Here is a 24,863-nt window from a genome sequence, read left to right as displayed (position 1 = left end):
AAATAACAATGACTCAATGGAAAAATGCTTTGTCCCAAGGCCTATTGCAACACGCTCTAGAGCAATTAATTGATGAAATTAAAGCAACACCTAAAGATGCGAGCTTGAGAAGTTCCTTCATTGAGCTTCTGTGCATTGATGGTGACTTCGAGCGTGCGGACGCTCAGCTCATGCAATCGATTAAATTGTTTCCTGAGTATCTGCCTGGTGCAAGTCAGCTACGACATTTAGTGAAAGCAGCTCAAGCTAGAAAGGATTTTATCAATGGTGCGGCTAGTGCCAAAGTATTAGGTGATGAGGAATTAACTAAAGAGCTTGTTCGATTTAATCTTGCTCTCGGAAATCAAGAGTACGAAGAAGCGTCACGTCTATCGCATCGCATTGAAGAGCATCGTACTATTAAAGGGTTTAACGTAAACGGCACAAACTACGAAGATGCTAGAGATATTGATGATCGTTTAGGTGGTTACATTGAACTGTTTTCTACAGCAGGTAACTATTTTCTTGTACCCATATCGAGCATCCATACGCTAGAAGTTAAAGCACCTACTTCTTTGTTAGAGAGTATTTGGCGACCTGTCGAGTTTGATATCGATGGACTTGGTGAAGGCGAAGGCCATATGCCGTTGACATATGTTGACTCAGAGACCGATGCGCAAAAGTTAGGTCGAGAAACGGATTGGAAGCAGATTGGTGAGCAAGAATCTTTTGTTGGCTTGGGTCAAAAATGTTGGTTAGTCGGTGACTCAGCGCTTCCAATCTGTGATTTGACTACATTATTAGAACAGAAACAAATAGCGTAGAAATATCATGTCGTTAACCGTTTCTCTGCTCGACAAATTGATAGATAGTGATCCTCTCACTCGAGATGAGAAAGACTTCCCTGCAAGCCAGCAACAGATGTTGAGCAGCTTACTTAGAGATCTAGAGTCGATGCTGAATAGTCGTATTGGATGGAAAAATATTCCTGATGATCTTCTAGAGGTTCGTTATTCAATATTGAACTATGGACTGCCAGATTTTTCCTCAATGCCCTATAGCAGCCAAGAAGGGCAGAATCAGCTTTGCGACATCGTTCATGATGCAATTAAAGAGTTTGAGCCGAGGTTAAGGAACCCTCATGTCCAGATTTCGGACGAGAAAAACGCTATTGATAGGGTATTGAGGTTACAGATAAATGCCACTTGCTTAATTGATAACAGTATTCATGAAGTGCGATTCAATTCTGAAGTAGAGCCGGTAAATTTAGGTATGAAACTGAGTAGAGCAAAATGAGTGAAGAGTTTCTCAAGTACTATAATCGCGAGTTAGCTTATTTGCGTCACAAAGGGCAAGAGTTTGGTGAGCAGTATCCCAAGATTGCCGCGAGACTTCGTATTAGTGAGGAACAGGTTGACGATCCACACGTAGAAAGATTGTTAGAAGGCTGCGCATTTCTAACAGCAAGGATTAGACAAAGCTTAGACAATAGTTACCCTCAGTTTACAGAGTCTTTGATGGGACAGTTATATCCGGATTTTCACGCCCCAATCCCGTCAATGTCAGTCATTAAAATGAGCTGTTCTAACTCCACTTCCTCTTATTTTGATGTAGAAGAAGGCGAGCGAGTTGTTATCGGTGCTACTGGATATCATGAATGCGAGTTTAGAACTTGTTATCCGGTCAGAATGTATCCTGTTGATGTGACCTCTGGCGTTTTTAAAAATGCGCCTTTCAAGCCAGTTGGCTCACGATGGGAAAGCAATGCTCATTCAGTTTTGAAAGTACAGCTCACGGCTCAAGATGAAGAGACTCCTCTTGGTGAAATGGGGATAGAACGGCTGCGCTTCTATTTAAACGGTCAATCTCAATTGACTTTTAAGCTCTACCAAATGCTGTTTCAAAACCTAATTGGTTTATCTGTTGTTGTGGATGGCAAAGAAGTTCGTCCTTTAACCAAAAGACATCTTTCTGAAGTAGGATTTTCAGAAGATGAGAAAGTTGTGCCATACAGTAAAAGAAGCTTTTCAGGAGCAAGATTACTTGTTGAGTATTTGCACTTTCCTGAGAAGTTTATGTTCTTTGATATCACCGAACTTGGATTATCTGAGCTAGATCTTGGAGAGCAAGTCGGACTGTATTTTTACTTTGATACCAACGATGACTGGCTTCCAAAGCAAGTGGACGAAGAAAGCTTAATGGTAGGTTGTGTGCCTGTAATCAACTTATTTAAAAGTATTATGGAGCCTAAGCGTATTCTACCAACTGAATACGATTACCACTTGTCTCCGCAATACCAAGAATCTGAAAGTAATGAGGTTGTCTCAATTTCTGACGTAACGTTGAGAAACTGGAACAAAACGTACCACAATTTGCCATGTTATCACGCTGGTGAGCACACGCATTATACAAACACTAGTGAGATTTATTGGTTGATGAGACGTGAGGATAAGAACTGGGCTGGTGGGTATGATGAGCCAGGTAGAGAAACTTACATTTCTTTTGTTGATAAAAAACATCAATTATTCAGCCCGGATAGCCGGGAAAACTGGTTAATGTACGTGGAAGCTGAGTGCTGTAACCGCAACTTAGCGCAGAAACTTCCATTTGGAGGTGGGCTGCCGCAAGTATCTTTACCGGAGGTAAATGACAATTTCGAATCTGTTCGTTGTTTAGTTTCTTTATCAGAAACTATTCGGCCAGAAATGGATGAAAGCACACGATGGCAGTTAACTAAGCTTTTAACTTTAAACCATTTTACCGAGGAAGATGGTTTAGCAACTTTGAAGCAGACCCTTAATCTCTATGCATTTTCTGGGACAGCAGAAACGAAAGCGGTAATCGATGCTTTAACTAAGTTAGAGTTTGAGCCTACTACAGGAAGAATTAGTCAGAAAGGCAAAGTTGGATTTGCGCACGGTATAAAAATTATTTTGACGGTTTCTGATCAAATTTTACCTAAAGAGCAGATCTTTCTCTTAGGTAGTGTTTTATCTGTTTACTTCTCGCAATATGCTGAAATTAACATTTTTACGCAGTTAGAAATAAGAATTAAGTCCACGGGAAAGTCTTTCCACCTATGGCCCGCATTAACTGGCGATAAGGTGTTGCTATGAGCGCGGAACAATTTTATCGAGAATTAAAGCAACATCCATTGTTTGAAGCGATTCATCTTATTGAACACGAAGTTCTGCAAGCAGAGGCGCAAATAGGAACAGATGCGTTACCGAAGCATGAAAAGCTAAACTTAAAGGTTAATCCATCATTAGGTTTTGAAAATGCTCAGCTTTGTGAACTGAAAAATATAGATGGCAGCAAGTTAGAGATTGAGACCAATTTAATAGGCCTAACGGGTGAGCAAGGTGTGCTTCCCCAGCACTATAGTGAATTAGCTTTACATCGCCAAAAAGAAGGCGATACGGCTATGGTGGACTTCTACGATATTTTCAATCATCGCTTATTATCTCTTTATTATCGATGTTGGCAACTGAGTCAGCTGACTGTTCAGTCTCGTGCGCATGCGCAGGGCGCGCGTTCGCCGTTAGAAAGCTGTAAATCGGCATTAACTGGGAAAGGGAGTTCACTGTCCCGGCACTATGGTGGTGTGTTTGCTTCACCAGTGAGAAGTAAAGGTGGACTGAAAAGTATTCTTGAATGTTTATCTGGATGCCAAGTAAAAGTTCATGAATTTCAAGGACAATGGTTACACCTTACAAAAGAAGAGCAAACACGCCTTGCATCCCGAACTATGCCTGAAGGGCAGTTTGCTCAACTTGGTTTAGGAGCGTCTTTGGGTTCGAAAGCATGGAACATCAACGCGGGGACAACAATAGAATTTCTGCCAAAAGATAAACAGCTAGTTAGTAAATTGCTTCCTAACCAACCCAATATAGCAATCATTAAGAACGCTGCTTATGAGTTGATTGGAAAACATAAACAACTGAAGTGGCAGCTCACCACCAAACATAGTTTGCTACCACAAGCTTGTTTATCGAAACAGCAGGGGCAGTTAGGTATTGGTTCTGTGCTTAAAAAACACGAACGTACAAAAGATCGAACTATAACAATTACTATTTAAAGGAAATGTAATGGCTTCACTCTCACTTTCAGCGTTGGTCGAAAGATTGTCTCCTCAGGCTAAGGAAACACTTGAACAGGCAGCTGCGATGGCAAGCTCCCGAACTCATCACAGTATTGAAATGTCTCACTGGTTAATGATGATTATCCGCCATCCTGACGATATTTACTCTGAAGTTTTTGACGAATTTGATGTCGATAAAATCAAGGTTGAAACCGATATTCAAAAGGCATTAGAAAAATACAAAACAGGATGCCAGTCGGTGCCTGGGCTATCAGCTCATACGGTGACTGTTATGCAAAATGCCTTGTTGTCTGCAACCATTGAATTCAATCAAGAACAGTTGGGGTGCATCCATCTTTTATTTGCCTACTTGTCTGATGATACGTTAGTCAACATGGCTGGTTCGATTAGTCCTGAACTAAACAAGATAGAACCATCTCGCTTATTGAACTTTAAAGAAAGTAATGCGCCTCAATCAAGATCGAATGACTTAGCGCAGTCAAACGCGAATTCCGCCTTGAATCAATTTACAACAGACCTTACTGAGCAAGCTAGGGAAGGTAAAATAGATCCGGTGATTGGTAGAGATAATGAAATTCGCCTAATGATCGATATTTTATTAAGACGCCGACAAAACAACCCGATTCTTACGGGAGAAGCTGGTGTTGGAAAAACAGCCGTTGTTGAAGGTTTGGCGCAAAAGATCATTGATGGCGATGTACCTCCCGCTCTGCAAAATGTGGCAATTAAGTCTCTGGATTTGGCGTTACTGCAAGCCGGCGCAGGCATGAAAGGTGAGTTTGAAAACAGGCTTAAGAACCTTGTTAAGGAAGTAAACGACGCTCCACAGCCTATTATATTGTTCATTGATGAAGCTCATGGCCTAATTGGCGGTGGTGGGCAAGCGGGCCAAGGTGATGCGGCGAATATTCTGAAGCCAGCATTAGCGAGAGGTGAACTCAGAACGATCGCAGCAACAACGTGGGCAGAGTATAAAAAGTATTTTGAAAAAGATGCAGCTTTAACTAGGCGTTTTCAAGTCGTAAAGGTTGATGAGCCTGCCCCTGAACTCGCGATCGAAATGTTACGAGGCTTACTTGATGTAATGGCACAACACCACGATGTTCATATCACTAACCAAGCTCTCAATGCAGCGGTCCAACTGTCAGCTCGATACATTAATGGTCGTCAACTGCCAGATAAAGCGGTTTCTGTTTTGGATACGGCCTGTTCTCGAGTTGCGTTAAGTCAGTCATCTACACCGGGAGGCCTAGATGCGAAAAGAAACAAACTTAAAGCAAAGCAAGCTGAGTATGAGCATCTTAGCCAAGAGAGTCGGCTAGGAGCATCTCTTGATGTGCAGCTGCAAGGTGTCCGAAAAGAGATTGATGCGCTATCTAATGACATTATTGAATTAGAAGTACTTTGGGAAAAAGAAAAAGAATGGGTAAATGAAGCTAAGTCACTTAGAACCCAAATAATCCAGGAGGGTTCTGAAACTGCTAGAGACAAGTTACAAGAGCTTGAAAATAACCTTTCCGCTAACTCACAGCCCTTAGTTTTTTCGCATGTAAATGAAGCGCTAATCGCAGAAGTTATTTCGGATTGGACCGGTATACCGCTAGGTAAACTTCAGGATGATGAAATCCAAGCAGTATTGGGTTTGAAAGAAAGTTTGTGTAAGCGAGTTGTCGGGCAGGATCACGCTTTAGAGCTCATGTCTGAAGTGATAAAAACCGCGAGTGCGCAGCTCACGGATGAGACACGACCAAATGGTGTATTTCTCCTAACCGGACCAAGCGGAGTGGGTAAAACCGAATCGGCTTTGGCGATTGCAGAGAAAGTCTATGGTAGTGAAGAAAATGTCACGACTATCAATATGTCGGAATTTAAGGAAGAGCATAAAGTCTCATTGCTATTAGGTTCTCCTCCTGGTTATGTCGGTTATGGAGAAGGAGGTGTACTGACTGAAGCTGTTAGACGTAAACCTTATAGTGTAATTCTCCTCGATGAAATGGAAAAAGCGCACCCTGGTGTTCAAGATATTTTTTATCAGGTGTTTGATAAAGGCTCAATTAAAGACGGTGAAGGTCGAGATATAGACTTTAAAAACACTATTATTATTATGACCGCGAACACAGGGACCGAAACGACGATGTCTTTGTATTCTGATCCTGATTTATCTCCTGAGCCGTCAGCACTAAAAGATGCTTTACGCGATGATTTGTTGGTCGACTTTAAACCTGCATTTTTAGGGCGTGTGAATGTATTACCTTATTTGCCTCTATCAAGAAAAGTATTGATAGAAATAACAAAATTAAAGTTGGATAAAATTACGACTCGTATTCGTAAGCACTATAACGCTGACCTGTTTTTTGATGAGGAACTAATTAATGATATTGTAGACAATAGCAATGAGTCTGGCAGTGGTGCGCGTGTGGTACAAACAACCATAGAAAATACATTGCTTCCGAAGATTTCTCATGAAATATTGCATGCAATTCTTAATGATAAGACGTTTGATGAAATTATTGTTAAAGGTACAAATAGTGGACTTGATGTCTCAATAGTTTAACATCCTTTACACTCTCAATAATAATTGGGAGTTGGTTCATATTAACTATTATTTTTTATAAAAAACGCTTAAATTAAATCTTATTTAAAGATATAACAGGGCGTATTTAAAATGAAGTTTTTGATACATTAATCACTAATTATCACCAAACGTCAGATAATTAAATTACTACGATATATGTCAATTAATAATGCTATAGGAGATTAGCATGCAGTCTAATACGTATCTTAAATACGCAGATATTAAGGGTGAGGCAACAGCCGAGCAATACAAAGATTTGATTACACTACTATCTGTAGATTGGAGTGTAGGTCGTGAGATCTCATCATACACTGGTACAGCGATGGACCGTGAAGCGAGCGCTACTCGTCTATATGATTTGACTATCACTAAACTTCAAGACCGTTCTTCTCCTGACTTATTTAAAGAAGCGACGATTGGTAAAGGTAAACCAGCGGTTTTCCATATTACTAAGCAGGGTGAGAAGGTTGAAGAGATCATGAAGATCGAACTGACTGATGCGATGATTTCTAACTACTCAGTTTCTATCCAAGACGATCGTCCAGTTGAAACTATCACAATTTCTTACACAGAAATGATGATGACAGTGACTCCTACTGACGATAAGAACAACACTTCTGCTCCATTGGTATACGGCTACAGCGGTGTTAAAGGTCAACAAATGTAATTTTCATGCGGGGGAGTATTCCTCCGCATTTTTTTGAAAGAAGTATTTAATGAAAAGAGCAACTCAAGATAACAATTTCATCCGAATTTCTTCGCCATTCGGTAAAGATGCCATCATACTAAACTCGTTTGAGTATAGAGAAGAGATCTCAGAACTTTTTTCATTGCGTGCTAAAGCTTACTTTAATGATCAACGAAGTGAGTTAAACGAAATTATTGGTAAGGAAGTTACCATTACCCTTGAAAATAATGAGGATGTTTCTTCAAATCCTCGTTATATGCATGGTTATGTTTCTGCTGCAAGATTAGAAGGGAAAAGGGTTTCTAATACACATAAAGGCGAAAACTATAAAAACATAGAATTATTAATAGAGCCTAAATTACGTTTCGCTGAATATCGAAAAAATTGTAGAATATTTCAGCATAAAGATATAAAGGAAATTATCTCTGAAGTACTATCGGAGCATAGTGTTGCCTTTAGTTTTGAGTTAACCAAGTCCTATCCTAAATACACATACAAAGTACAATATGAAGAATCAGATCTTGAATTTGTTCGACGTCTGTTATCGGAGGAGGGGCTATCATTTTGTTTTACACATACTAAGTCTGCCCATACGCTCAATATTTTTGATGACATCAGTTTTTATAAGCCGGGTACTGAGTTTTTAGTCGATTTTGATACAGGTACGGCGAAGTCTAGCCACATTTCTTCTTGGCATGAAACGCAAATTCTGACTACTAAAGCGAGTCAAAAGTCAGGCTATAACATGCTCAAGCCTTCTTCGAATCCTAAAAATACTGCAAAGGGTGAAAGTGATTTTTTTACAGTACCTGGAAGCGAGTATTTTGAATACATGGGTGAAATGGAGAGCAATGATCAATACGCACTGAGAAACACGCATGCAATAGAAGCACTACAGCAAAATGCATATTTGTGTCGTGGCGAGGCTACGTGCAGAACATTCAGTGTAGGCAAGTGCTTCAAGTTTAAAAAGCATGAAGATAAATCTCGAGTCGGCAAAGAATATGTACTGTCTTCTGTTTTTTTGTCTGCTGCTGTTTATAACCAGACTGGTCAAGGTGGCACCGGTGCGCAAGGTGTCAAAGTCTCGTTTAGTTGTGTTGACTCAAAGACAATCCTTCGTCCTTCAGTTAACTACCCGAAACCTCAGATGAAAGGTTTGCAAACCGCAGTAGTTACGGGGAACAAAGATGGTGAAATTTACATAGACAAACATGGCCGTATCAAAGTTCAGTTTCACTGGGACCGTGTTGGTAAATACGATGTAAATAGTTCATGTTGGATTCGTGTTGCGCAAAATATTGCAGGTAACGGATGGGGGGCGGTGTTTCACCCTAGAGTCGGACAAGAGGTCATCGTCGAGTTTGTTAACGGAGACCCTGATCAACCAATCGTTACGGGGTCACTATATAACGGTAGTCAACTCCCTCCTTACGCTTTACCAGAGCAAAGTTCTCAGAGTGGTTATAAATCACGCTCTGTACAAAAAGGTACATCCAATTTTAATGAGTTGCGCTTTGATGATAAGCCCGGTGAAGAGCACATTTATCTTCATGCTGAAAAACTGTTCCAAATGCTAGTTGAAGACTGTGTTGATATCGCCGTTGAAAACAGTAAAACCGAAAAAGTGACCAATGATGTTAATCAAGAGGTTGGTCAGAACGCGAGCTTGAAAGTAGGTAAAAACTTTTCGAATGAAACGGGTGAAGTGCTGTCTTTTAATGCAGGAAAGAGCGTCGAGATCAAAGTAGGTGGTGCTTCTATTCAGATGTCTAGCTCTGGAGAAATCAATATCAAAGGTAATAAAATATCCATTAACGGCTCAGCTATTGCTCTTAAAGCTGGGCAAATTTCATTGAACTAAGGTGATTTAAAGTGGGTAAACCAGCCGCAATTTTGGGCAGCTTTCATCTTTGCCCTAAAAAAACAGGAAAGATACCGCATGTCGGTGGTCCCGTCGTTGTTGGTTCACCAAACGTAACGATTGGCGGGATACCTGCGGCAAGACAAGGCGACAAGCTTATTTGTATCGGTCCTCCGGATAGTATCTCAGCAGGTTCTTCTAGCGTAACAATCAACGGTAAACCAGCCGCGAGAGTCGGCGATTCAACGTCTCATGGTGGCAAAATTCTATCTGGTATGCCTACGGTTTTAATCGGAGGCTAGATGCCACTCGCATTTCAAACGCATCTTCTATCCTTTAATGGCCGTTCACACACCGTTCGCGAGATAGCTGATGATTCTTTTAGATTGTCCGAGGAAATCCGATCCCCTGACTTTGCTCAATCAATAGATGAGCATATATTAAGCCTCGTGCGCTCTGAGCGCGAGAGTCTTGAGCAAGCTGATATCAAGGGGAATCTCTGTGTTCTTTTACCATCTTCGGTAGACAAAAGTTTGCTTAAAGCATTGATAAGCGAGCTTTCTATTTTCGTTGACCAAACTGTCAATACTGAAATTTACTTTTATCCTTATGGCCAAGCTGCATTTTTGATGGCACTAAATCGGATAAATCGTGAAGTTAATGAAACGCAAGCGACTTGGATACTGGCTATAGAGGTTACGAGCGATGTAGAAGGGCATGTCAAACCTCAAAGCTCTATCATTTTAACCAAGTGTTTTTTTCGACATTCAGGTCTTGTGCCTGATGTTGTTCGAATTGATTTAGATGCCAAACAACAACGCATCGCCGTGGACAAGGTGTTTAAGCAATTAGGAGTAAGTTGTGAACATCCACTCAGTCAATTGTATTTATCCGTTAATAAGGAAGAACCGCAATGGTTAAACTCAATGCAATTCTTGTCTCCGTGGGTGACCGAGCAAACTCAGTATCAATTTGTTGATATCAAACTTGGCGGATTGGGTGCATGTGGCGGCGTTTTAAAAGCGTTGGTGATTGATGAGCTTCAAAGAAGCAGCCCCTGCCCAGACTTTCACGTGTTGCAAGCCGACATCGAGCCAGACGGCTACGCGGTAGGAGTAATATACAATTGGCGTAGTGAATAGGTCTGGCTATTGCTTTTCCTTCTAGTAGCTGAGGTTTTAGTGATGCAAATGTTATGGGGGATTGACTCAAAATTGGCCCTTTAATGATGTTTGGACAATGACTAGGCGCAGCTTGCTTTTCAAAATAGCTTTGCTCACCGCGTTTTTACAGTGTTCTTCTCGCTTTCTGATTAAATAGCCAGCCATAGAACACAAACCACATGAAAAGCTGTTCGACTCAAGATATCCTTACCGATATAAAATAACTTGAGTTTTTGGCTTGTTCGAGATCCCACCCGTGACGCATTCCTGTTTATAAACGGTACATGGACTCTGACAGAAGCAAGCCTGCTCATAGAATTGGCGGAAAGTGAATTCGAATGAAGTTTATCCACACCTCAGATTGGCATCTTGGTCGACAATTCCACAACGTGTCACTACTCGAAGATCAACAAGCAGTACTCGAACAACTGATTAACTATATTGAACACAATCCCGTCGATGCGGTTGTAGTGGCGGGAGATATTTATGACCGTTCGGTGCCACCAACGGTTGCAATAGAACTGCTAAATCGAGTCGTGAAGCGTATTTGTACTGAACTGAAAACACCGATGATATTGATATCTGGCAACCATGATGGTGCAGAAAGGCTAGGTTTCGGCTCAGAGCAAATGAAAAATGCAGGTCTCCATATTGTTAGCAACTTTGAAGAGATGCTCACTCCCATCATCATAAAAACGGACTCTGCGGATGAGGTCGCGTTTTATGGTATGCCTTATAACGACCCTGAACAGGTTAGGTTTGCCTATAAAGCCTCGGTATCCACTCATGATGAGGCTCATCAATTGCTTGTTGAGCAAATTAAAGAGCGCTTTATCTCTACGCAAAAGCGCGTGCTCGTGAGTCATTGTTTTGTTGATGGGGCCATCGAGTCAGACTCTGAACGACCATTATCTATTGGTGGCCCTGATCGCGTGAGTCATGAACACTTCTTAGATTTTGACTACGTCGCACTTGGTCATTTGCATCAGCCTCAAAAGAAAGGCGCAGAGCATATCCGATACTCTGGCTCACTCATGAAGTATAGCTTTGGTGAACAGAACCAGAGAAAAGGTTTCACGTTAGTTGAACTGGACAAGAAAGGATTCGTTTCTGCAGAGCATATTGATCTTACGGCTCCTCATGAAATGCGCATTGTAGAGGGCGAGCTGGATAAAGTTATTGATCAAGGCAAAACAGACCCTAAGAATGAAGATTATTTGTTAGTTCGTTTGATGGATAAACATGCGATTTTAAACCCAATGGAAAAGCTTCGTTCAGTGTATCCAAACGTTTTACACCTTGAGAAACCTGGCATGTTAATTGGGGTAGAGCAGGAAATGGCGCAAGCAAAGTTGGCGCGAAGCGAAATTGATATGTTCCGAGATTTTTTTATTGAGGCGCAAGATAGCCAGTTGTCTAAAGAGCAAGAGCAAGCTGTTACTGACATTATTAAGCAATTATCACAGCAATAGGGACCAAAGATGAAACCAATTAAACTAACCATGCAAGCCTTTGGTCCGTTTGCAAAAACTGAAATCATTCATTTTGAGAAGCTTGGCAGTAACCCTCTATTTTTGATTAATGGTCCTACAGGTTCCGGTAAAACGTCGATCTTAGATGCCATTTGCTTCGCCCTTTATGGTGAAACCACAGGTAATGAGCGACAAGGTATTCAGATGCGGTGTGACTTATCCGCGCAAGATTTACCAACCGAAGTAGTTCTCGAATTTTCGTTACACGGCAAACAATACCGAGTTGTTCGATCTCCTGAGCAGGAAGCGCCCAAGGCCCGTGGCGAAGGGATGACGATTAAAAAGCACACTGCGGCTCTTTATGAACTCGGTGAGACTGAAACGCTTATTACCAGCAAGGCGACTCAGGTTAAAACTGAAGTTAGCAATATTATTGGCTTGAATGAAACTCAATTTCGTCAAGTTATGGTGTTGCCTCAAGGAAAATTCCGAGAACTGTTGCTTGCTAGCTCTAAAGAGCGTGAAGAAATTTTTGGCCAGCTCTTTCAAACTGACATATATAAAAAAATTGAGTACGCGCTCAAAGATAAAGCGAGTGCAATTAGTAAAGCGAAAGGCGAATTTGATAATCAAATTCGAGGTGCTTTACAAGTTGCAGAAGCGAGTTCTGAACAAGAACTATTACAACAACTGGAACAAGTAACTAAGCAATTAGAGTCTGATAAAAAGAATGAGCAAGCAGCGTTAGATAAGCTCAATACTGCTAAATCTGAATTGCAAAAAGCGGAAACCTTGAATGGAGAGTTTTCGAAACGAGAGCAAGCAGAAAGCGCACTCAAGCTGCATCTAGAACACTCAGATTCGATAAAAGCTCGTCAACAGCAATTAGAAAACGCTAAAAATGCCAATAAGATAGAGTTGCCCTACGTCTCATTACAAAATGCAAAAGCTCAAACGCAAGAGCTTAGGCAAAAAATCGTAGCTTTGAAAGAGAGTCTCGAAAAAGCTCATGTCGTTGCGAGAGAACAAGAAAACTTGCAGCAAAGTGCAAAAGAGGCCGCGGCAAAGGTCCCGCAGTTAACGCAACTGCAGTATCAGCTTGAAAGTATGAAAAACAAGTTGGTCGAGAAAGACAATTTGGAAAGTAAAATAACGGCGGGTTATCAACAAAAACAACAATTTGAAGCAACGTTAAAACAGTACATAGAACTAAAAGATAAGTTAACGTTACAGGCCCAGCAGGGACAGAAGGAGCTAGAGAAAGCACGAGTTGATGTTGCGCTTATTGGCAGCATCGATGCGGAAATAAAACAAAAACAACGGCTGTTACAGGATCTACAAAAGCTGCATGATCTTACTTTAGAGCTCTCTAAACTCAATGCGCTAACTGTAGGCAAGCAGCAGTCACTACACGAAGCCAGTCAGCGCTATATGCAGTGTCAACAAGACGCTGATACGATAGAGCTTAAGTGGCACAACGCTCAAGCGGCAGTATTAGCGCAGCGACTAACAGCAGGTGAAGCATGCCCGGTGTGTGGTAGCGAAACGCATCCTAACCCCGCAACATTTGCTGAAGAAGCCGTTACAAAAGAGCAAGTTCAGGCGGCTAGAGCGAAAGAGCGAGAAGCTCAAACCTTGTTGAACCAACTAAGCAATCAGCTAGAACAACATAACGTTGTCATTAGTCAGTATCAGAATCAGTGTAACCAGTTGAAAGAGGAGTTGGGTGAGTATGCTACATCTGAGATCTCGACGGTTCAAAATGATTTGCAAGCGATCAATGCTCAACTCCTACGTCTACAAGCTATTGATATTGAAAAGCTAGAAAAGAACGTTGAACAGCTTAATCAACGCTGCGTCGTGGGTGAAAATAAAATTCATGAGCTGCAGAATCAAATGGCGGCAAATGAATCAACCGTTAAAGCGAACCAAGAACAATTGGCTCAATTACAAGCTTCTATTGACCCAAAATACAGTTCCGCTGACTTGCTTGAACGTGAAATTTTGCTGACAAACGAGCAAATTCTGAGTTTGAACACAGGCTTAGAAAAGGCGCAAAACGCTTTGCAGCAAGCGATATTGGAGAAATCAAATGCGGAAAGTCACTTAGCGACGAACAAGCAGTGGTTATCTGAGTCAGAGCAAAAACTTAGCCAAGCAGAATTAGCGTGGAATGAGGCACTACAGGCGAGTAAATTTGAGGATGAAAGCCATTATCTAAGTAGTCGAGTGGGAGATGATGAACTTCAAGCCTGGCAGCAAGAAATAGACAGCGTCAAACAGGCACAAACCAAGCTTGAGCAAACACTACATGATTTAAATCATGCATTGAAAGATCTTGAAAGGCCTAATTTAGAGTCGTTTAACGACAGGTTAACCACTCTGCAGGCGCAATATATTGAAGTAAGGAATCAACTTGATACCACACGCTCAATATTTGAACGTCTTGAAAAGGTTCGTAAAGATATTGCCGTGTTGCATGAGAAAAATAGTAAGTTAGAAGAAGAATACAAAGTCTTTGGTACGTTGTACGACGTTGCTAGCGGTAAAACAGGCAGCAGGATTAGCCTACATCGCTTTGTTCTTGGTGTACTGTTGGATGATGTGCTGATTCAGGCCTCTCAACGCTTAAGCCTTATGAGTAAAGGGCGCTATATTCTTGCTCGAAAAACAGAGGGCTTCAAAGGCGCAGCGGGTCGCGGCTTAGATTTAATGGTTGAAGATGGCTACACAGGAAAAACGCGTGATGTTGCGACACTTTCCGGCGGTGAATCATTTATGGCAGCGCTTGCTCTGGCACTTGGTTTGTCGGATGTTGTGCAATCCTATAGTGGCGGTATCCGTTTAGACACTTTATTTATTGATGAGGGCTTCGGTAGTTTAGACCCAGAGTCTTTAGATCTTGCTATTCAAACGCTAGTGGACCTGCAACAGACTGGGCGCATGATCGGTGTTATTTCTCACGTTTCTGAGCTGAAAGAGCAAATGGCGCAGAGGATTGATGTTGAACCATCAAGACTTGGTTCAACGGTGTCGATTAAATCTCAATGTCGCTTCGCTGTCTAATTCAGTGACTACTGTTAGATCAAAAAGCCCCTATTGTTAGGGGCTTTCTGACTAAGTCGCTACTGTTCGCAAAAGTGGCCTTCTTTTGGTGATTGGGTAATCGCATATTCGCCATCAAGGTTGCGATAAACAATCGTGTTCCAAACAGAGCCATCATCCAATTCAAACTCAATAGCATAGTTGACGCCGCTAACGATTTGCGCGTGAACATTCAGTATTCGTTTAAACGACGCTATTGTGTCCATTTTCTTTAAAACAAAGGCCATTGCCTTTTGTGCATCAGGGGTCGCGTTAAACTCATTCCACCCACCTGGCATGTTTCCTTGTGCATTACATACATCTGCCGAGGTCGTTAATTGTGTCGTTTCGCTCGGCTTTTCCTGCTGACAACCTGCAAGTAGCACCAAAAGTGCACAAACTGACACTGTTTTTAATTTCATAACAATAACCTCTGTCTATAACGCAACGTATTATAGGAGGGTGATATGCCTACGAATGTCTATGTTGTGCAAAGTTTCTATATGCATAGGGTTAAATGCTGACAAAATGTACAAGCATGGTCAGCTTGTAAGTCAAAAATAGAGCAATCTTGTTATCGATTTGCAGAGATGACGAGGTTTCGGTGTTCAGCGCGCTATTGATGATGAAGAATTGTGATGTGTACCTATGAGGGCGATGGTGCGGCTTAGTGATCGATTTGTTATCTTCTAGAGTAAAATCAATCACTAATTAAAATTTAGGTGTTGTATGAAATCGATAAAAATATTTTTACTTTTGTCACTTGCAACTTTATTTGGTTGTACCTCGAAGCCGGATGGGGTGGAACCCGTGAATAATTTCGATTTAGAGCCATATCTAGGTAAGTGGTATGAGATTGCACGCCTAGACCATTCATTTGAGCGAGGCTTATCCAACGTTACCGCTGAGTATCAGGTTCGTGAGGATGGTGGGGTCAAGGTGATAAACCGTGGATATTCCGAAGAAGAGCGACAGTGGTCAGAAGCTGAAGGCAAAGCTTATTTTGTTGAAGATGAAACGGTGGGACACTTAAAGGTTTCCTTTTTTGGGCCAATATATTCTTCTTACATTGTGTTTGAGCTAGGTGAAAACTATGACTATGCGTTTGTCTCAGGTTACAACCACGACTACTTGTGGCTATTGTCTAGAACGCCTAATGTTGATGAGAAAGTAGTGGAGCGCTTTAAGTACGTAGCTAAAGAGAAAGGTTTCGCTATCGACGAGCTCATTTTTGTTGAACAAGAGAAACAACGGCAGCTTTAAGTTCATCAGCGTGGCTGAAAAAGCGGACAGAGGGGAAGCTTCCTAATTAAGAGCTCAGTTTGTCATTTCGCTTAACAGTAATTTGTTACGGCGTACCGTAATGTGGTCAAAATGGATATAGCCCCATCATTTGTGATTACTCGTGATGGGGCTTATATAAATTTGAGTGAGCGTCGAAAGGTTGCTCTATCAACAAACGGTTATGGTTTACTTAATCAAACGAACGATCAGGGAACCTGGTGCTCGAATAGATTCAACATTGTGGCTAAGTACTGTGCCGCTTGTTGGGGCGGTGTAGCGTTTAATCTCAGCGCCAAAGCTGTCGTATTGAATCGCAAGAAGTTGACCTTGCTCGACAAAATCCATCAAACTAACATGAGGCAGTACAAAGCCGCCGTGTGTCGCTTTCACACTGATGATTTCGTTTCCTTCCAAGCATGACGTAATAGTGTCCACATCACCTTCAACAATGTTATGCTCTTTCAGCACATTAAAAATGCCTGTTACGGTTCGACTGATAAGTTCTTGCTCGGTGTATCGCCCCATACCTACTTCAACTGTAATGCTTGGGACACCATGGTTATTCCAAACCGTTTCAAGGACGCCAGCATCTCCAGGATCATTTAAAATCGCATCAGGATTAATGAGGCGAGCCATTTCTAATGATTGCTCGATTCGGAAATCTGCAAACACGTAAAGTGGATAGGCCGCACCACTGGTTTGAGTGTGAAGGTCAATGGCTAAATCAGCATTTGGCTTGAGCAAATCATTCCACAATGCATATAAGTAACGTTGGGCCTCATTGCCGTTTTGGTCACCAGGAAAAAAGCGGTTTAAGTTTGCAGGAGACGCATCAGGGTCTGCGGAATAGAAATCGCGGCTGTGGTTTAGCATACCAGGCATGTTAATGGTTGGAACAATAGTGACAGTACCAGCGACTTCAGTGCCGATGAGCTCTCGAGCAGTTTTCTGCGCTGCTAACACACCATTGTACTCATCACCATGAACCCCTGCGGTAATCATGATCTTCTTGCCAGGTTTTTCACCTTTGAACACTAGCACAGGTAGGTGTTGCCACTGAGAGAGAGCATTCGTTGCGATGCGAAACCAAAACTTATGCTCGCCCGAATTTAGGTCTGCTACATTGAGAGACTGAATCACTTGATGACCTTGAATCACGTCATCGAGAAATTGTGTTGCCATTAAAGTTACCACTCCAAAACCATAAGCTAATCTAAAACCTTAGCGTCGTCATACCATGAATATTAATAAGGCGAGAACATGTCTCGCCTTAATTACCAATTGGTTTCGTTTTACGCAAAACCCATAATATGAGCTGCGATAACGACGATACTTGATAGGGTAAAGAGTAATAGAATAAATCGCCAGCAGAATTTTGCCCAGTCACCCCAGTCGATACGGCAGACACCAAGCGTTGCCATGAGAGATGCCGAAGTAGGGACGATAACGTTAGTAAAGCCATCGCCAAGTTGGAATGACAAAACTGCCACTTGGCGCGTAACTCCTGCAATGTCTGCCAGAGGGGCCAGTAGAGGCATCGTCAGTGCCGCTTGTCCAGAGCCCGAAGTGACAAAGAAGTTGAAGATAGATTGGAATACATACATTAACCATGCCGCAGCCACGTCAGGAAGCCCGCTAATCACGCCGCCAGCACTGTTTAGAATTGAGTTCAGTACACTCGCTTCATCAGTTGTACCACCACCAAGGATCAACAATACACCTTTTGCACAACCCACTAATAGGGCAGGTGCAAGCATAATAGCTGCACCTTCTTTAAATGCATCAGCTGCGCAGTTTAGCGTCATACCGTTTAGGCGGAAAATCGTACCGATGATCGCGACAACAAAGCCCATAGTGAAAAATTGAGACGCGATTTCTGGGATGTACCATGCGTTAGCGACTACGCCCCAAACAACCCACACCGTGGTCGCAATAACCGTAAGGATAACGAGTGTGTCACCTAGGTTCCAACGAGAATCTTGATTGCCAAGCTCTTGCTGACGGAAATACTGGTCTGTGCGATGGCTGTAAGAAAGTTTAGGATTTGACTTCACACGAGCGGCGTAGATCATTGTGAAAGCGATACCGATTAACGTAAAGCCAGCCCATAACCCCATGCGTACTGTCATGCCGGATAAAACAGGTACACCCGCAATGCCTTGCGCAATAGCTACGGAAAAAGGGTTCATCCAAGAAGTAGCGAAGCCAATTTGAGTCGCAACATAGGTAACCATTACCGTAGTGATACCATCATAACCAAGGCGAACCATAAGCGGCGCGATAATAATCGCAAACGCTACGGCTTCTTCACCCATACCAAATACCGCACCGCCTAGCGAGAACAGCAAAAATAGCACTGGAATGAATAGCGCTTCGTTACCTTTGGTCTTATCGATAAGGCGCAGGATACCGTTATCGATTGTGCCTGTGCGCATTACAACGCCGAAAGCACCGCCGATAACCAACATGAACATAATCACGCCGATTGCGCTGCCCCATTTAGAGCCAGAAACTAGCCCTTCGAAAGGGAAGTTCATCAGACCAATGCCACCACCAGAAGCAAACAGGCCAACCTTGTTGTAAACCAGTTCACCGTTTTCGTCGGTTGCATAAGAGAAAGAAGAAGGATCGATAACTGTGCGAGTTTTTTCTGCACCGTCGACCATGTAGGTCACCTGTTGGCTATCAAAATGACCAGCAGGAATTAAGTAGGTAAGAATCGCAGCAAGAATACCAACAATGAAGATCAAAATGAGGGTATCTGGCATCTGCCACGACTTGGGGGTAGCAACCGAGTCTGCTGGTTGCGCATGTGTGTGAGACATAACTTACTTCACGTCAAATTCAATAAAGCATGAAATATCGATAAAATAGAATAAAAAGTCAATATTAATGCTTATGTTGAACTATAAATTCATCAAATATTTGAAGTGAAGTTAATTTGATTGTTTTGTGGTCAAATGTTGGGTTAATGTTTCAGTATGCGTTGAGTTTGGATGATTCACGAGCTTTCATAGTACATCTACAGGTGATCTAATCACTTGATTTCTGTCTGTTCTGCATAAAAAGCAGCGACATCACGAAGGTCTTCATCATTTAACATTTTTAACTGTGCTGCCATCATTTCTGCAAGTGGCCCTTTACGCTCACCGGCTTGATAAGATTTCATTGCATTGTAAAGGTACTGAGCATTTTGACCAGCAAGGCTTGGATAGGTGTTGTTCGTTGCGATGCCTGTAACACCGTGACAATAGACACAGCTAGGTGATTTGATTTTACCTTTATCAGCATCACCAAACGGCTCGGCATGGATAGCGGAAGAGAAAATAAAAGAGATTAGAAGTATAAATCTGAGCATGGAGGTTATCTATTCGCTAAAAATCATGCCGATACAATAAAGCTTCCCCTTAGGGGAAGCTCAATGATCAAAATCAAATTAAAGTAGAGATTTTATACTTGATAAGAAAGTGTCGATGTCTTTCGCTGAAATATCTTTATGAGTTACAAAACGAATTGGATTTCCAGGGGTTATCGTGATGTTTTGTTCCTTTAGTTTCGCAGCGATACTTACTATGTCCACTTGAGGATCAAGCTTCGCGAACACAATGTTCGTTTGAACAAATTCAGGGTTGACTGAAAAACCAGGCAGTTCTGCTAAACCTTCCGCTAAGGTTTTTGCGTTGATGTGATCTTGTTTTAGCTGTTCCACTTGTTCGGTAAGGGCAAGTTTGCCTGCTGCGGCAAGAATACCCGCTTGACGCATACCACCGCCGACCATCTTTCTTAAGCGACGTGCTTTTGCGATGTAGTCTTTGCTACCAAGCAGTAGCGAGCCAACAGGGGCAGCCAGACCTTTCGACAGACAGATCGTCATTGAATCAAAGTACTGACCGATCTCTTTTACCGGAACATCAAGCGCAACGGCTGCGTTAAAAACGCGAGCGCCATCTAGATGCATCTGCAAGTTATGTTTATTCACGAAGTCACGTGCTTCTGCTAAGTAAGACAGAGGTAGTACTTTACCGTTAATTGTGTTTTCTAAGCTGAGAAGCTTAGTGCGAGCAAAGTGACAATCATCTGGTTTAATCGCAGCAGCCAGTTTATCAAATGGTAGCGTGCCATCTGGGTTATTTTCGACTGGTTGAGGTTGAATTGATCCCAAAACCGCCGCGCCACCAGCTTCGTATTTGTAGTTATGTGCTTGTTGCCCACATAGATATTCATCTCCCCGCTCGCAATGCGCCATTAAACCGAGCAGATTGGCTTGAGTGCCTGAAGTGGTAAACAAAGCTGCTTCGAAACCAGCAAGCTGCGCAGCAAATTTTTCAAGCTCATTGACCGTAGGGTCATCACCATAAACATCATCCCCAACGGGGGCCTTAAACATGGCTTCTCGCATGGCTTGGGTGGGCTGTGTAACGGTATCTGATCGAAAATCCATGAATGTCTCCTTGGTCAAAGTCCTAAATATATCCGCAAAGGCGCGCTTTGCTTAAGCAAGCGATCGTTTTGGCATCGGTGATCGTGCCATCGACTATCTTTTCTTCGAGTTGCTTGATTGACAAGGTGACGACCTCAATCACTTCATCTTCATCGCACTCGTAACGGTTTGTTTTGTTGAGCTTTTCGGCAACAAATAGATACTGTATCTCATCACAAAATCCGGCAAGAGGGGTGACTTGGCCGAGAGACGTGAATTTCTCTGCACTAAACCCAGTTTCTTCCTCTAACTCTCTTTTGGCGCAGCAGAGAGGCTCTTCGTTGCCTTCTCTGGTACCAGCAGGCAGTTCCAATAGCCATTTATTAAGTGAAGGCCGAAATTGGTGGACAAGGACAATGTGACCCTCCGCTGTAATAGGGAGAATCACCGCAGCACCCGGATGATGGATTGTGGTGTGCGTAATTGCCTGTCCTGTAGGAAGCATAACGTCTTCTTCAATCAGAGAAATTTGCTTCCATTTATGAATTATCTTGCTCATGCAGTTATGAACCCTAGCTGTTACCGCATTTTTGACGTTTTTCGACATTAACCACAAATGGTGGGAAACAAAAGCAAAAAATACTGCAACACGACGAAAGCGTTTGCACTTTAAGTGAGCAATGTCTCATAAATGGAAACTTTGATTGCTTCGTCAAGAAGGGGAAAAGCATCTGCTATAAGGGGAATTCGACAAAATACATTTGTAACAAAGTTATAACAAGTGTATAAAAATGTTAACGCAATACCACTTCAGCAGCCGGAGAACGTATGACACAAACCTTATTTACCTCAAATGCCGAAAAAGCGCTTCTCTCAGAACGCATCAATAAATTGGCGAAAGCGTTAACGGATGGCGTTTATGAGCGTGAACATACGATCAAGCTCTGCCTTCTTGCTGCACTTGCTGGTGAAAGTGTTTTTCTTTTAGGTCCCCCTGGTATTGCAAAAAGCTTAATTGCCAAACGACTCATCCAAGCGTTCGATAACAGCAGTTACTTCGAATACCTGATGACGCGCTTCTCAACCCCTGAAGAGGTGTTTGGGCCACTGAGTATCCAAGAGCTAAAAGACAACGGCCGTTATGTTCGATTAACTAAAGGGTATTTGCCAACTGCACAAGTCGTATTTTTGGATGAAATCTGGAAGGCGGGCCCTGCAATTCTTAATACATTGCTGACAGTGGTTAATGAGAAAACATTCAAAAATGGCAGCGATATCGAGCGTGTGCCAATGCGCTTGTTGGTATCGGCTTCCAATGAATTACCCGATGAAGATAGTGGATTGGATGCGCTCTACGACCGCATGTTGGTGCGTGTGTTTGTGAATCGAATTCAGAATAAACAAAACTTTAAGTCGATGTTGACTGTGGGCACATCGCAAGAGGCACAAGTACCAGAAGGCCTAGCGATAACTGATGAAGAATATCATCAATGGCAACAACAGCTCGACAAATTGACGTTAACCGACAATGCATTCGAAAAGCTTTTCCAGCTTAAAACGATGTTAGAAGCCAAAGTTGAAGCTCAGTTTGGTGATGTGGCCAATACCGATATGTATGTCTCTGACCGCCGCTGGAAGAAAGCCGTGAAGTTGTTAAAAGCGAGCGCGTTTTTTAATGGTCGCGATGAAATAAATCCGCTTGACCTTTTACTGCTGCAAGATTGTTTATGGAACAGTCCTGAATCGCGAGATGTGGTACGTGAAGTGGTTCAAGAGTTCGCCTTAAAACATGCATTTGATCAACAAGACGCGGAGCAGGAAATCGAGTACTGCCGTGAGTCTTTGGTTGATGTCCAACATGAACTAGAAGATGCCTACCGCATGACGTTAACGTCTGAAGCGGCCACGGGTATTTTGCGTAAAGAAACCATGCGCTTTGATACCTCTAAAGCCAAGATGTACAAAGTTGGCGCAGCCGTTAACTTAGTTAAATTGGTTGTCTTGCAAAGCAACATGTCGGTTTCAGAATCAGAAAAAGGTGATAGCCGCTGGGTTTATGTACCCAAAGATGAGTTAGATCGAGTCATTAAAGAGGGAAGCGGTGATGTGTATGGTTACGTCAATCAAAACACCAACATGTGCCGTTTACGATTTGATGTTGACGCGGCGAATAACCTAGTTATCCGTGATATCGCGAACCGAGGCATTTTGGTTAGCCTAGTGACTCAAGAGGGCTTGGATGTAGAGCTTTACCAAAAGTGGTTAACGCAGAGCGAAAAAGCCGTAAATCAGCTTAGTGAGGCAGAACACCATATGCGCAAGGTGAAAGCGAACTTTCATGATGCGCTTCCGCATAGCTTTGTTGATCCTGAACTCCCCCGCCTTATGGAGTCGAGTCTACAACAGGTCAGTCAGAGACTTGAATCAATCCAAGCAGAAAGTGAAAAAGTTATCCAACGCTTTAAAAACTTAAATCAGTTTTTCTCATAAGGAGACGACATGCTAGGTGCAGACGGACTTAACCTCGCGCTGATGGTGGCCGACTCCGGCATCATCGATAGCGCAGTTAATGATTTGATGGCTCGTTCACAAGTCATGATGATGGCAGAAAACCGAGGTGTTAAATCTTCGGTCAAAGGTCACTTGTTAAAGTGGCGAGGCAGCGTTAAAAAACGGATCACCAAGGTATGTGAGACAGAGCGTTTCCAACAAGAGCTGTCTTTATATCAAGAGGTTATTCATTGGGATGAAGAGGCGTTTTTTGAAAACATCGAAGATGTGATTAAAAAGCTGGAATGGCACTCTGCGTTTTACATACAAGCTCGCCGAATGATGGAAAAGAACAAAGGGATGAATAACCCTATGTTCCCTCATTACTTTTGTGATCAATGGTACCAAAGCCTCACCGATGCAATAAAACAAGCGCAAGTAAGCGAGCTTGAAGCCAATAAAGAAAAGGTGCTGAATGACCTGTATCAACGTATGGAAACCATGCGTAATATGGATAAAGTCACGGAGTCGGGTGATGCTGAAAGTGTAGGGCGCCTGTGGGATATGGCATCTGCCAAGTTGAGTAAAACAGACTTAACGGTGATGAAACGCCATGCTGAGTTTCTGAAGAAGCACCAAGGCTTGCAAGAAATTGCGGAGCAACTCGGTCGTATGGCGGGGCAAGTAAATGATCCTGAACTAAATCGTGCGCCCACTGAAGAACTTCAATTGGTCGAAGAGAAAAGTGATGAGGCGACGGATGATATTGTCGGTATTCACGAAAGCGATGATCTAAATAAGCTACTTCCCAACGAAACGATGTTTTTGGCGTATCCTGAACTTGAAGTTGTATTCTATAAACACTTAGTTGATAAAAGGCTCATGAACTATCGTACACAAGGCAAATCGCGCACGTTACGTAAAGTTAAAGCTCACCGACCTGACCATAAAGCGGTAGATATCGAAAAAGGCCCCTTCATTGTTTGTGTGGACGCGTCCGGTTCCATGAGTGGCTTTCCTGAGCAATGCGCCAAAGCCATGGCTTATGCTCTGATGCAAATCGCACTAGCGGAGCAACGTGATTGCTATGTCATTATTTTTTCTACGGAACACATTACCTACGAACTAACCAAACAAGATGGTCTGCGCGAGGCGGCGGACTTTCTAACTTATAGCTTCCATGGTGGTACAGACTTAGAGCCAACTTTGATTAAATCTATCGACTTGATGAGCGGTGATAAATATAAAAACGCAGACATGGTAGTCATTTCCGACTTTATCGCGCCAAAACAACAAGACGAGTTACTGGCCAAAGTGGATGCGCTCAAAGCGAAGAAAAACCGTTTTCACGCGATTAGCTTATCGAAATACGGAAATCCTGCATTAATGTCGATGTTTGATCACACTTGGTCTTATCACCCTAATGTTGTGGGAAGATTGCTAAAAAGGGTCAGCAACTATTAAACGCCTTAATGTTTCATGGGACAAAACGAACTGAAAGCGAGATTTATATTGCTTCGTTTTAAGCCAATAAGATCGAACTTTGGTCGAATTGACTTAAAAGAAATCAAACAAACAGAAAATGAAATGTTTTTGTTTGACTATCTTCTCTCAATCCGTAAAGTAGCCACCAACGCAACGGGGTAGAGCCCTGAAGCGTAATAAAAAGGCGCCTTGGCAGAGTGGCTATGCAGCGGATTGCAAATCCGTGGACCTCGGTTCGACTCCGGGAGGCGCCTCCA

Annotated in this window: 20 protein-coding genes and 1 tRNA gene; 15 read left to right on the top strand and 6 right to left on the bottom strand. The window is 42.5% G+C overall.

Translation table 11 applies throughout. The features are described 5' to 3' along the window. Nucleotides 1–8 precede the first annotated feature (8 nt). From R7F64_RS16160 to R7F64_RS16110, 11 genes are all read left to right on the top strand, one after another. Nucleotides 9–803 carry a type VI secretion system accessory protein TagJ gene (locus tag R7F64_RS16160; protein ID WP_017635622.1) on the top strand — a complete coding sequence of 265 codons (795 nt, stop codon included), beginning with the start codon at nucleotides 9–11 and terminating at the stop codon, nucleotides 801–803. A gap of 7 nt (nucleotides 804–810) precedes the next feature. Further along, entirely contained in the window at nucleotides 811–1,275 is a 465-nt protein-coding gene (tssE, locus tag R7F64_RS16155; protein WP_017635621.1) for a type VI secretion system baseplate subunit TssE, read from the top strand. Continuing rightward, nucleotides 1,272–3,095 carry a type VI secretion system baseplate subunit TssF gene (gene tssF / locus R7F64_RS16150; RefSeq protein ID WP_318071895.1) on the top strand — a complete coding sequence of 608 codons (1,824 nt, stop codon included), beginning with the start codon at nucleotides 1,272–1,274 and terminating at the stop codon, nucleotides 3,093–3,095. Before tssE ends, tssF begins: the two co-directional genes overlap by 4 nt. Continuing rightward, entirely contained in the window at nucleotides 3,092–4,057 is a 966-nt protein-coding gene (tssG, locus tag R7F64_RS16145) for a type VI secretion system baseplate subunit TssG (RefSeq protein ID WP_213869736.1), read from the top strand. Before tssF ends, tssG begins: the two co-directional genes overlap by 4 nt. Nucleotides 4,058–4,067: 10 nt before the next feature. After that, nucleotides 4,068–6,635 carry a type VI secretion system ATPase TssH gene (tssH, locus tag R7F64_RS16140; RefSeq protein ID WP_318071894.1) on the top strand — a complete coding sequence of 856 codons (2,568 nt, stop codon included), beginning with the start codon at nucleotides 4,068–4,070 and terminating at the stop codon, nucleotides 6,633–6,635. A gap of 208 nt (nucleotides 6,636–6,843) precedes the next feature. Next, nucleotides 6,844–7,323: an Hcp family type VI secretion system effector gene (locus tag R7F64_RS16135; RefSeq protein WP_005375967.1), complete on the top strand. Its 480-nt coding sequence runs from the start codon at nucleotides 6,844–6,846 to the stop codon at nucleotides 7,321–7,323. 49 nt (nucleotides 7,324–7,372) lie between these two features. Further along, entirely contained in the window at nucleotides 7,373–9,208 is a 1,836-nt protein-coding gene (tssI, locus tag R7F64_RS16130) for a type VI secretion system tip protein TssI/VgrG (protein ID WP_205460990.1), read from the top strand. A gap of 11 nt (nucleotides 9,209–9,219) precedes the next feature. Then, nucleotides 9,220–9,510 (top strand): PAAR domain-containing protein, encoded by a 291-nt coding sequence (locus tag R7F64_RS16125; RefSeq protein ID WP_005375969.1) that lies wholly within the window; start codon nucleotides 9,220–9,222, stop codon nucleotides 9,508–9,510. Continuing rightward, a complete protein-coding gene (locus tag R7F64_RS16120) occupies nucleotides 9,511–10,350 on the top strand; it encodes an NAD/NADP transhydrogenase subunit beta (RefSeq protein ID WP_318071893.1) in 840 nt (279 codons plus the stop codon). Nucleotides 10,351–10,709: 359 nt separating this feature from the next. Further along, nucleotides 10,710–11,843 carry an exonuclease SbcCD subunit D gene (locus tag R7F64_RS16115; protein ID WP_318071892.1) on the top strand — a complete coding sequence of 378 codons (1,134 nt, stop codon included), beginning with the start codon at nucleotides 10,710–10,712 and terminating at the stop codon, nucleotides 11,841–11,843. A 9-nt stretch (nucleotides 11,844–11,852) separates the two neighbouring features. After that, the gene (locus R7F64_RS16110; protein ID WP_318071891.1) at nucleotides 11,853–14,909 is read left to right on the top strand and encodes an SMC family ATPase; all 3,057 of its coding nucleotides are present in this window, start codon (nucleotides 11,853–11,855) and stop codon (nucleotides 14,907–14,909) included. A 59-nt stretch (nucleotides 14,910–14,968) separates the two neighbouring features. Here R7F64_RS16110 and R7F64_RS16105 read toward each other — a convergent pair whose 3' ends face one another. Continuing rightward, the gene (locus R7F64_RS16105; RefSeq protein ID WP_025767719.1) at nucleotides 14,969–15,349 is read right to left on the bottom strand and encodes a cystatin domain-containing protein; all 381 of its coding nucleotides are present in this window, start codon (nucleotides 15,347–15,349) and stop codon (nucleotides 14,969–14,971) included. Nucleotides 15,350–15,656: 307 nt separating this feature from the next. Here R7F64_RS16105 and R7F64_RS16100 point away from each other — a divergent pair, with 307 nt between their 5' ends. After that, a complete protein-coding gene (locus tag R7F64_RS16100; RefSeq protein ID WP_025767720.1) occupies nucleotides 15,657–16,190 on the top strand; it encodes a lipocalin family protein in 534 nt (177 codons plus the stop codon). A gap of 207 nt (nucleotides 16,191–16,397) precedes the next feature. Here R7F64_RS16100 and R7F64_RS16095 read toward each other — a convergent pair whose 3' ends face one another. The 5 genes from R7F64_RS16095 to R7F64_RS16075 all read right to left on the bottom strand — a co-directional run bounded on the left by R7F64_RS16095 (nucleotide 16,398) and on the right by R7F64_RS16075 (nucleotide 21,190). Next, complete coding sequence (locus R7F64_RS16095) at nucleotides 16,398–17,393, bottom strand: succinylglutamate desuccinylase/aspartoacylase family protein (protein WP_033907020.1); 996 nt, start codon at nucleotides 17,391–17,393, stop codon at nucleotides 16,398–16,400. A 110-nt stretch (nucleotides 17,394–17,503) separates the two neighbouring features. After that, a complete protein-coding gene (yfcC, locus tag R7F64_RS16090; RefSeq protein WP_005387492.1) occupies nucleotides 17,504–19,036 on the bottom strand; it encodes a putative basic amino acid antiporter YfcC in 1,533 nt (510 codons plus the stop codon). Between the two features lie 212 nt (nucleotides 19,037–19,248). Next, on the bottom strand, nucleotides 19,249–19,569 hold the full coding sequence (locus tag R7F64_RS16085) for a c-type cytochrome (RefSeq protein ID WP_104976059.1): 321 nt from the start codon (nucleotides 19,567–19,569) through the stop codon (nucleotides 19,249–19,251). A gap of 78 nt (nucleotides 19,570–19,647) precedes the next feature. Next, on the bottom strand, nucleotides 19,648–20,652 hold the full coding sequence (gene ltaE, locus R7F64_RS16080; RefSeq protein WP_005375978.1) for a low-specificity L-threonine aldolase: 1,005 nt from the start codon (nucleotides 20,650–20,652) through the stop codon (nucleotides 19,648–19,650). A gap of 22 nt (nucleotides 20,653–20,674) precedes the next feature. After that, nucleotides 20,675–21,190, bottom strand: coding sequence for an NUDIX hydrolase (locus tag R7F64_RS16075; protein ID WP_054579018.1), 516 nt, complete (start codon nucleotides 21,188–21,190; stop codon nucleotides 20,675–20,677). Between the two features lie 269 nt (nucleotides 21,191–21,459). On the opposite strand from R7F64_RS16075, the gene R7F64_RS16070 reads away from it, so the two are divergent. The 3 genes from R7F64_RS16070 (at nucleotide 21,460) to R7F64_RS16060 (ending at nucleotide 24,863) form a co-directional block, all read left to right on the top strand. Continuing rightward, the gene (locus R7F64_RS16070) at nucleotides 21,460–23,121 is read left to right on the top strand and encodes an ATPase RavA domain-containing protein (RefSeq protein WP_318071890.1); all 1,662 of its coding nucleotides are present in this window, start codon (nucleotides 21,460–21,462) and stop codon (nucleotides 23,119–23,121) included. Between the two features lie 9 nt (nucleotides 23,122–23,130). Next, nucleotides 23,131–24,585, top strand: coding sequence for an ATPase RavA stimulator ViaA (viaA, locus tag R7F64_RS16065; protein ID WP_222716353.1), 1,455 nt, complete (start codon nucleotides 23,131–23,133; stop codon nucleotides 24,583–24,585). Nucleotides 24,586–24,789: 204 nt separating this feature from the next. Continuing rightward, nucleotides 24,790–24,863 (top strand) — tRNA-Cys (locus R7F64_RS16060).

It is taken from the genome of Vibrio sp. Vb1980 (assembly GCF_033338615.1).
In the GTDB taxonomy this organism is placed as follows: domain Bacteria; phylum Pseudomonadota; class Gammaproteobacteria; order Enterobacterales; family Vibrionaceae; genus Vibrio; species Vibrio alginolyticus.
The sequence above is the reverse complement of the archived record's forward strand: the minus strand, read 5'-3'. Positions and strand labels throughout refer to the sequence as shown.

Excerpts from the sequence above, each read along its gene's own strand:
- R7F64_RS16085 (WP_104976059.1), bottom strand. The coding sequence starts at position 19,569 with ATGCTCAGATTTATACTTCTAATCTCTTTTATTTTCTCTTCCGCTATC.
- R7F64_RS16120 (WP_318071893.1), top strand. The coding sequence starts at position 9,511 with ATGCCACTCGCATTTCAAACGCATCTTCTATCCTTTAATGGCCGTTCA.
- tssG (WP_213869736.1), top strand. The coding sequence starts at position 3,092 with ATGAGCGCGGAACAATTTTATCGAGAATTAAAGCAACATCCATTGTTT.
- tssE (WP_017635621.1), top strand. The coding sequence starts at position 811 with ATGTCGTTAACCGTTTCTCTGCTCGACAAATTGATAGATAGTGATCCT.
- ltaE (WP_005375978.1), bottom strand. The coding sequence starts at position 20,652 with ATGGATTTTCGATCAGATACCGTTACACAGCCCACCCAAGCCATGCGA.
- R7F64_RS16110 (WP_318071891.1), top strand. The coding sequence starts at position 11,853 with ATGAAACCAATTAAACTAACCATGCAAGCCTTTGGTCCGTTTGCAAAA.
- R7F64_RS16160 (WP_017635622.1), top strand. The coding sequence starts at position 9 with ATGACTCAATGGAAAAATGCTTTGTCCCAAGGCCTATTGCAACACGCT.
- tssI (WP_205460990.1), top strand. The coding sequence starts at position 7,373 with ATGAAAAGAGCAACTCAAGATAACAATTTCATCCGAATTTCTTCGCCA.
- tssF (WP_318071895.1), top strand. The coding sequence starts at position 1,272 with ATGAGTGAAGAGTTTCTCAAGTACTATAATCGCGAGTTAGCTTATTTG.
- R7F64_RS16095 (WP_033907020.1), bottom strand. The coding sequence starts at position 17,393 with ATGGCAACACAATTTCTCGATGACGTGATTCAAGGTCATCAAGTGATT.
- R7F64_RS16115 (WP_318071892.1), top strand. The coding sequence starts at position 10,710 with ATGAAGTTTATCCACACCTCAGATTGGCATCTTGGTCGACAATTCCAC.
- R7F64_RS16075 (WP_054579018.1), bottom strand. The coding sequence starts at position 21,190 with ATGAGCAAGATAATTCATAAATGGAAGCAAATTTCTCTGATTGAAGAA.
- R7F64_RS16070 (WP_318071890.1), top strand. The coding sequence starts at position 21,460 with ATGACACAAACCTTATTTACCTCAAATGCCGAAAAAGCGCTTCTCTCA.
- yfcC (WP_005387492.1), bottom strand. The coding sequence starts at position 19,036 with ATGTCTCACACACATGCGCAACCAGCAGACTCGGTTGCTACCCCCAAG.
- viaA (WP_222716353.1), top strand. The coding sequence starts at position 23,131 with ATGCTAGGTGCAGACGGACTTAACCTCGCGCTGATGGTGGCCGACTCC.
- R7F64_RS16105 (WP_025767719.1), bottom strand. The coding sequence starts at position 15,349 with ATGAAATTAAAAACAGTGTCAGTTTGTGCACTTTTGGTGCTACTTGCA.
- R7F64_RS16135 (WP_005375967.1), top strand. The coding sequence starts at position 6,844 with ATGCAGTCTAATACGTATCTTAAATACGCAGATATTAAGGGTGAGGCA.
- R7F64_RS16100 (WP_025767720.1), top strand. The coding sequence starts at position 15,657 with ATGAAATCGATAAAAATATTTTTACTTTTGTCACTTGCAACTTTATTT.
- tssH (WP_318071894.1), top strand. The coding sequence starts at position 4,068 with ATGGCTTCACTCTCACTTTCAGCGTTGGTCGAAAGATTGTCTCCTCAG.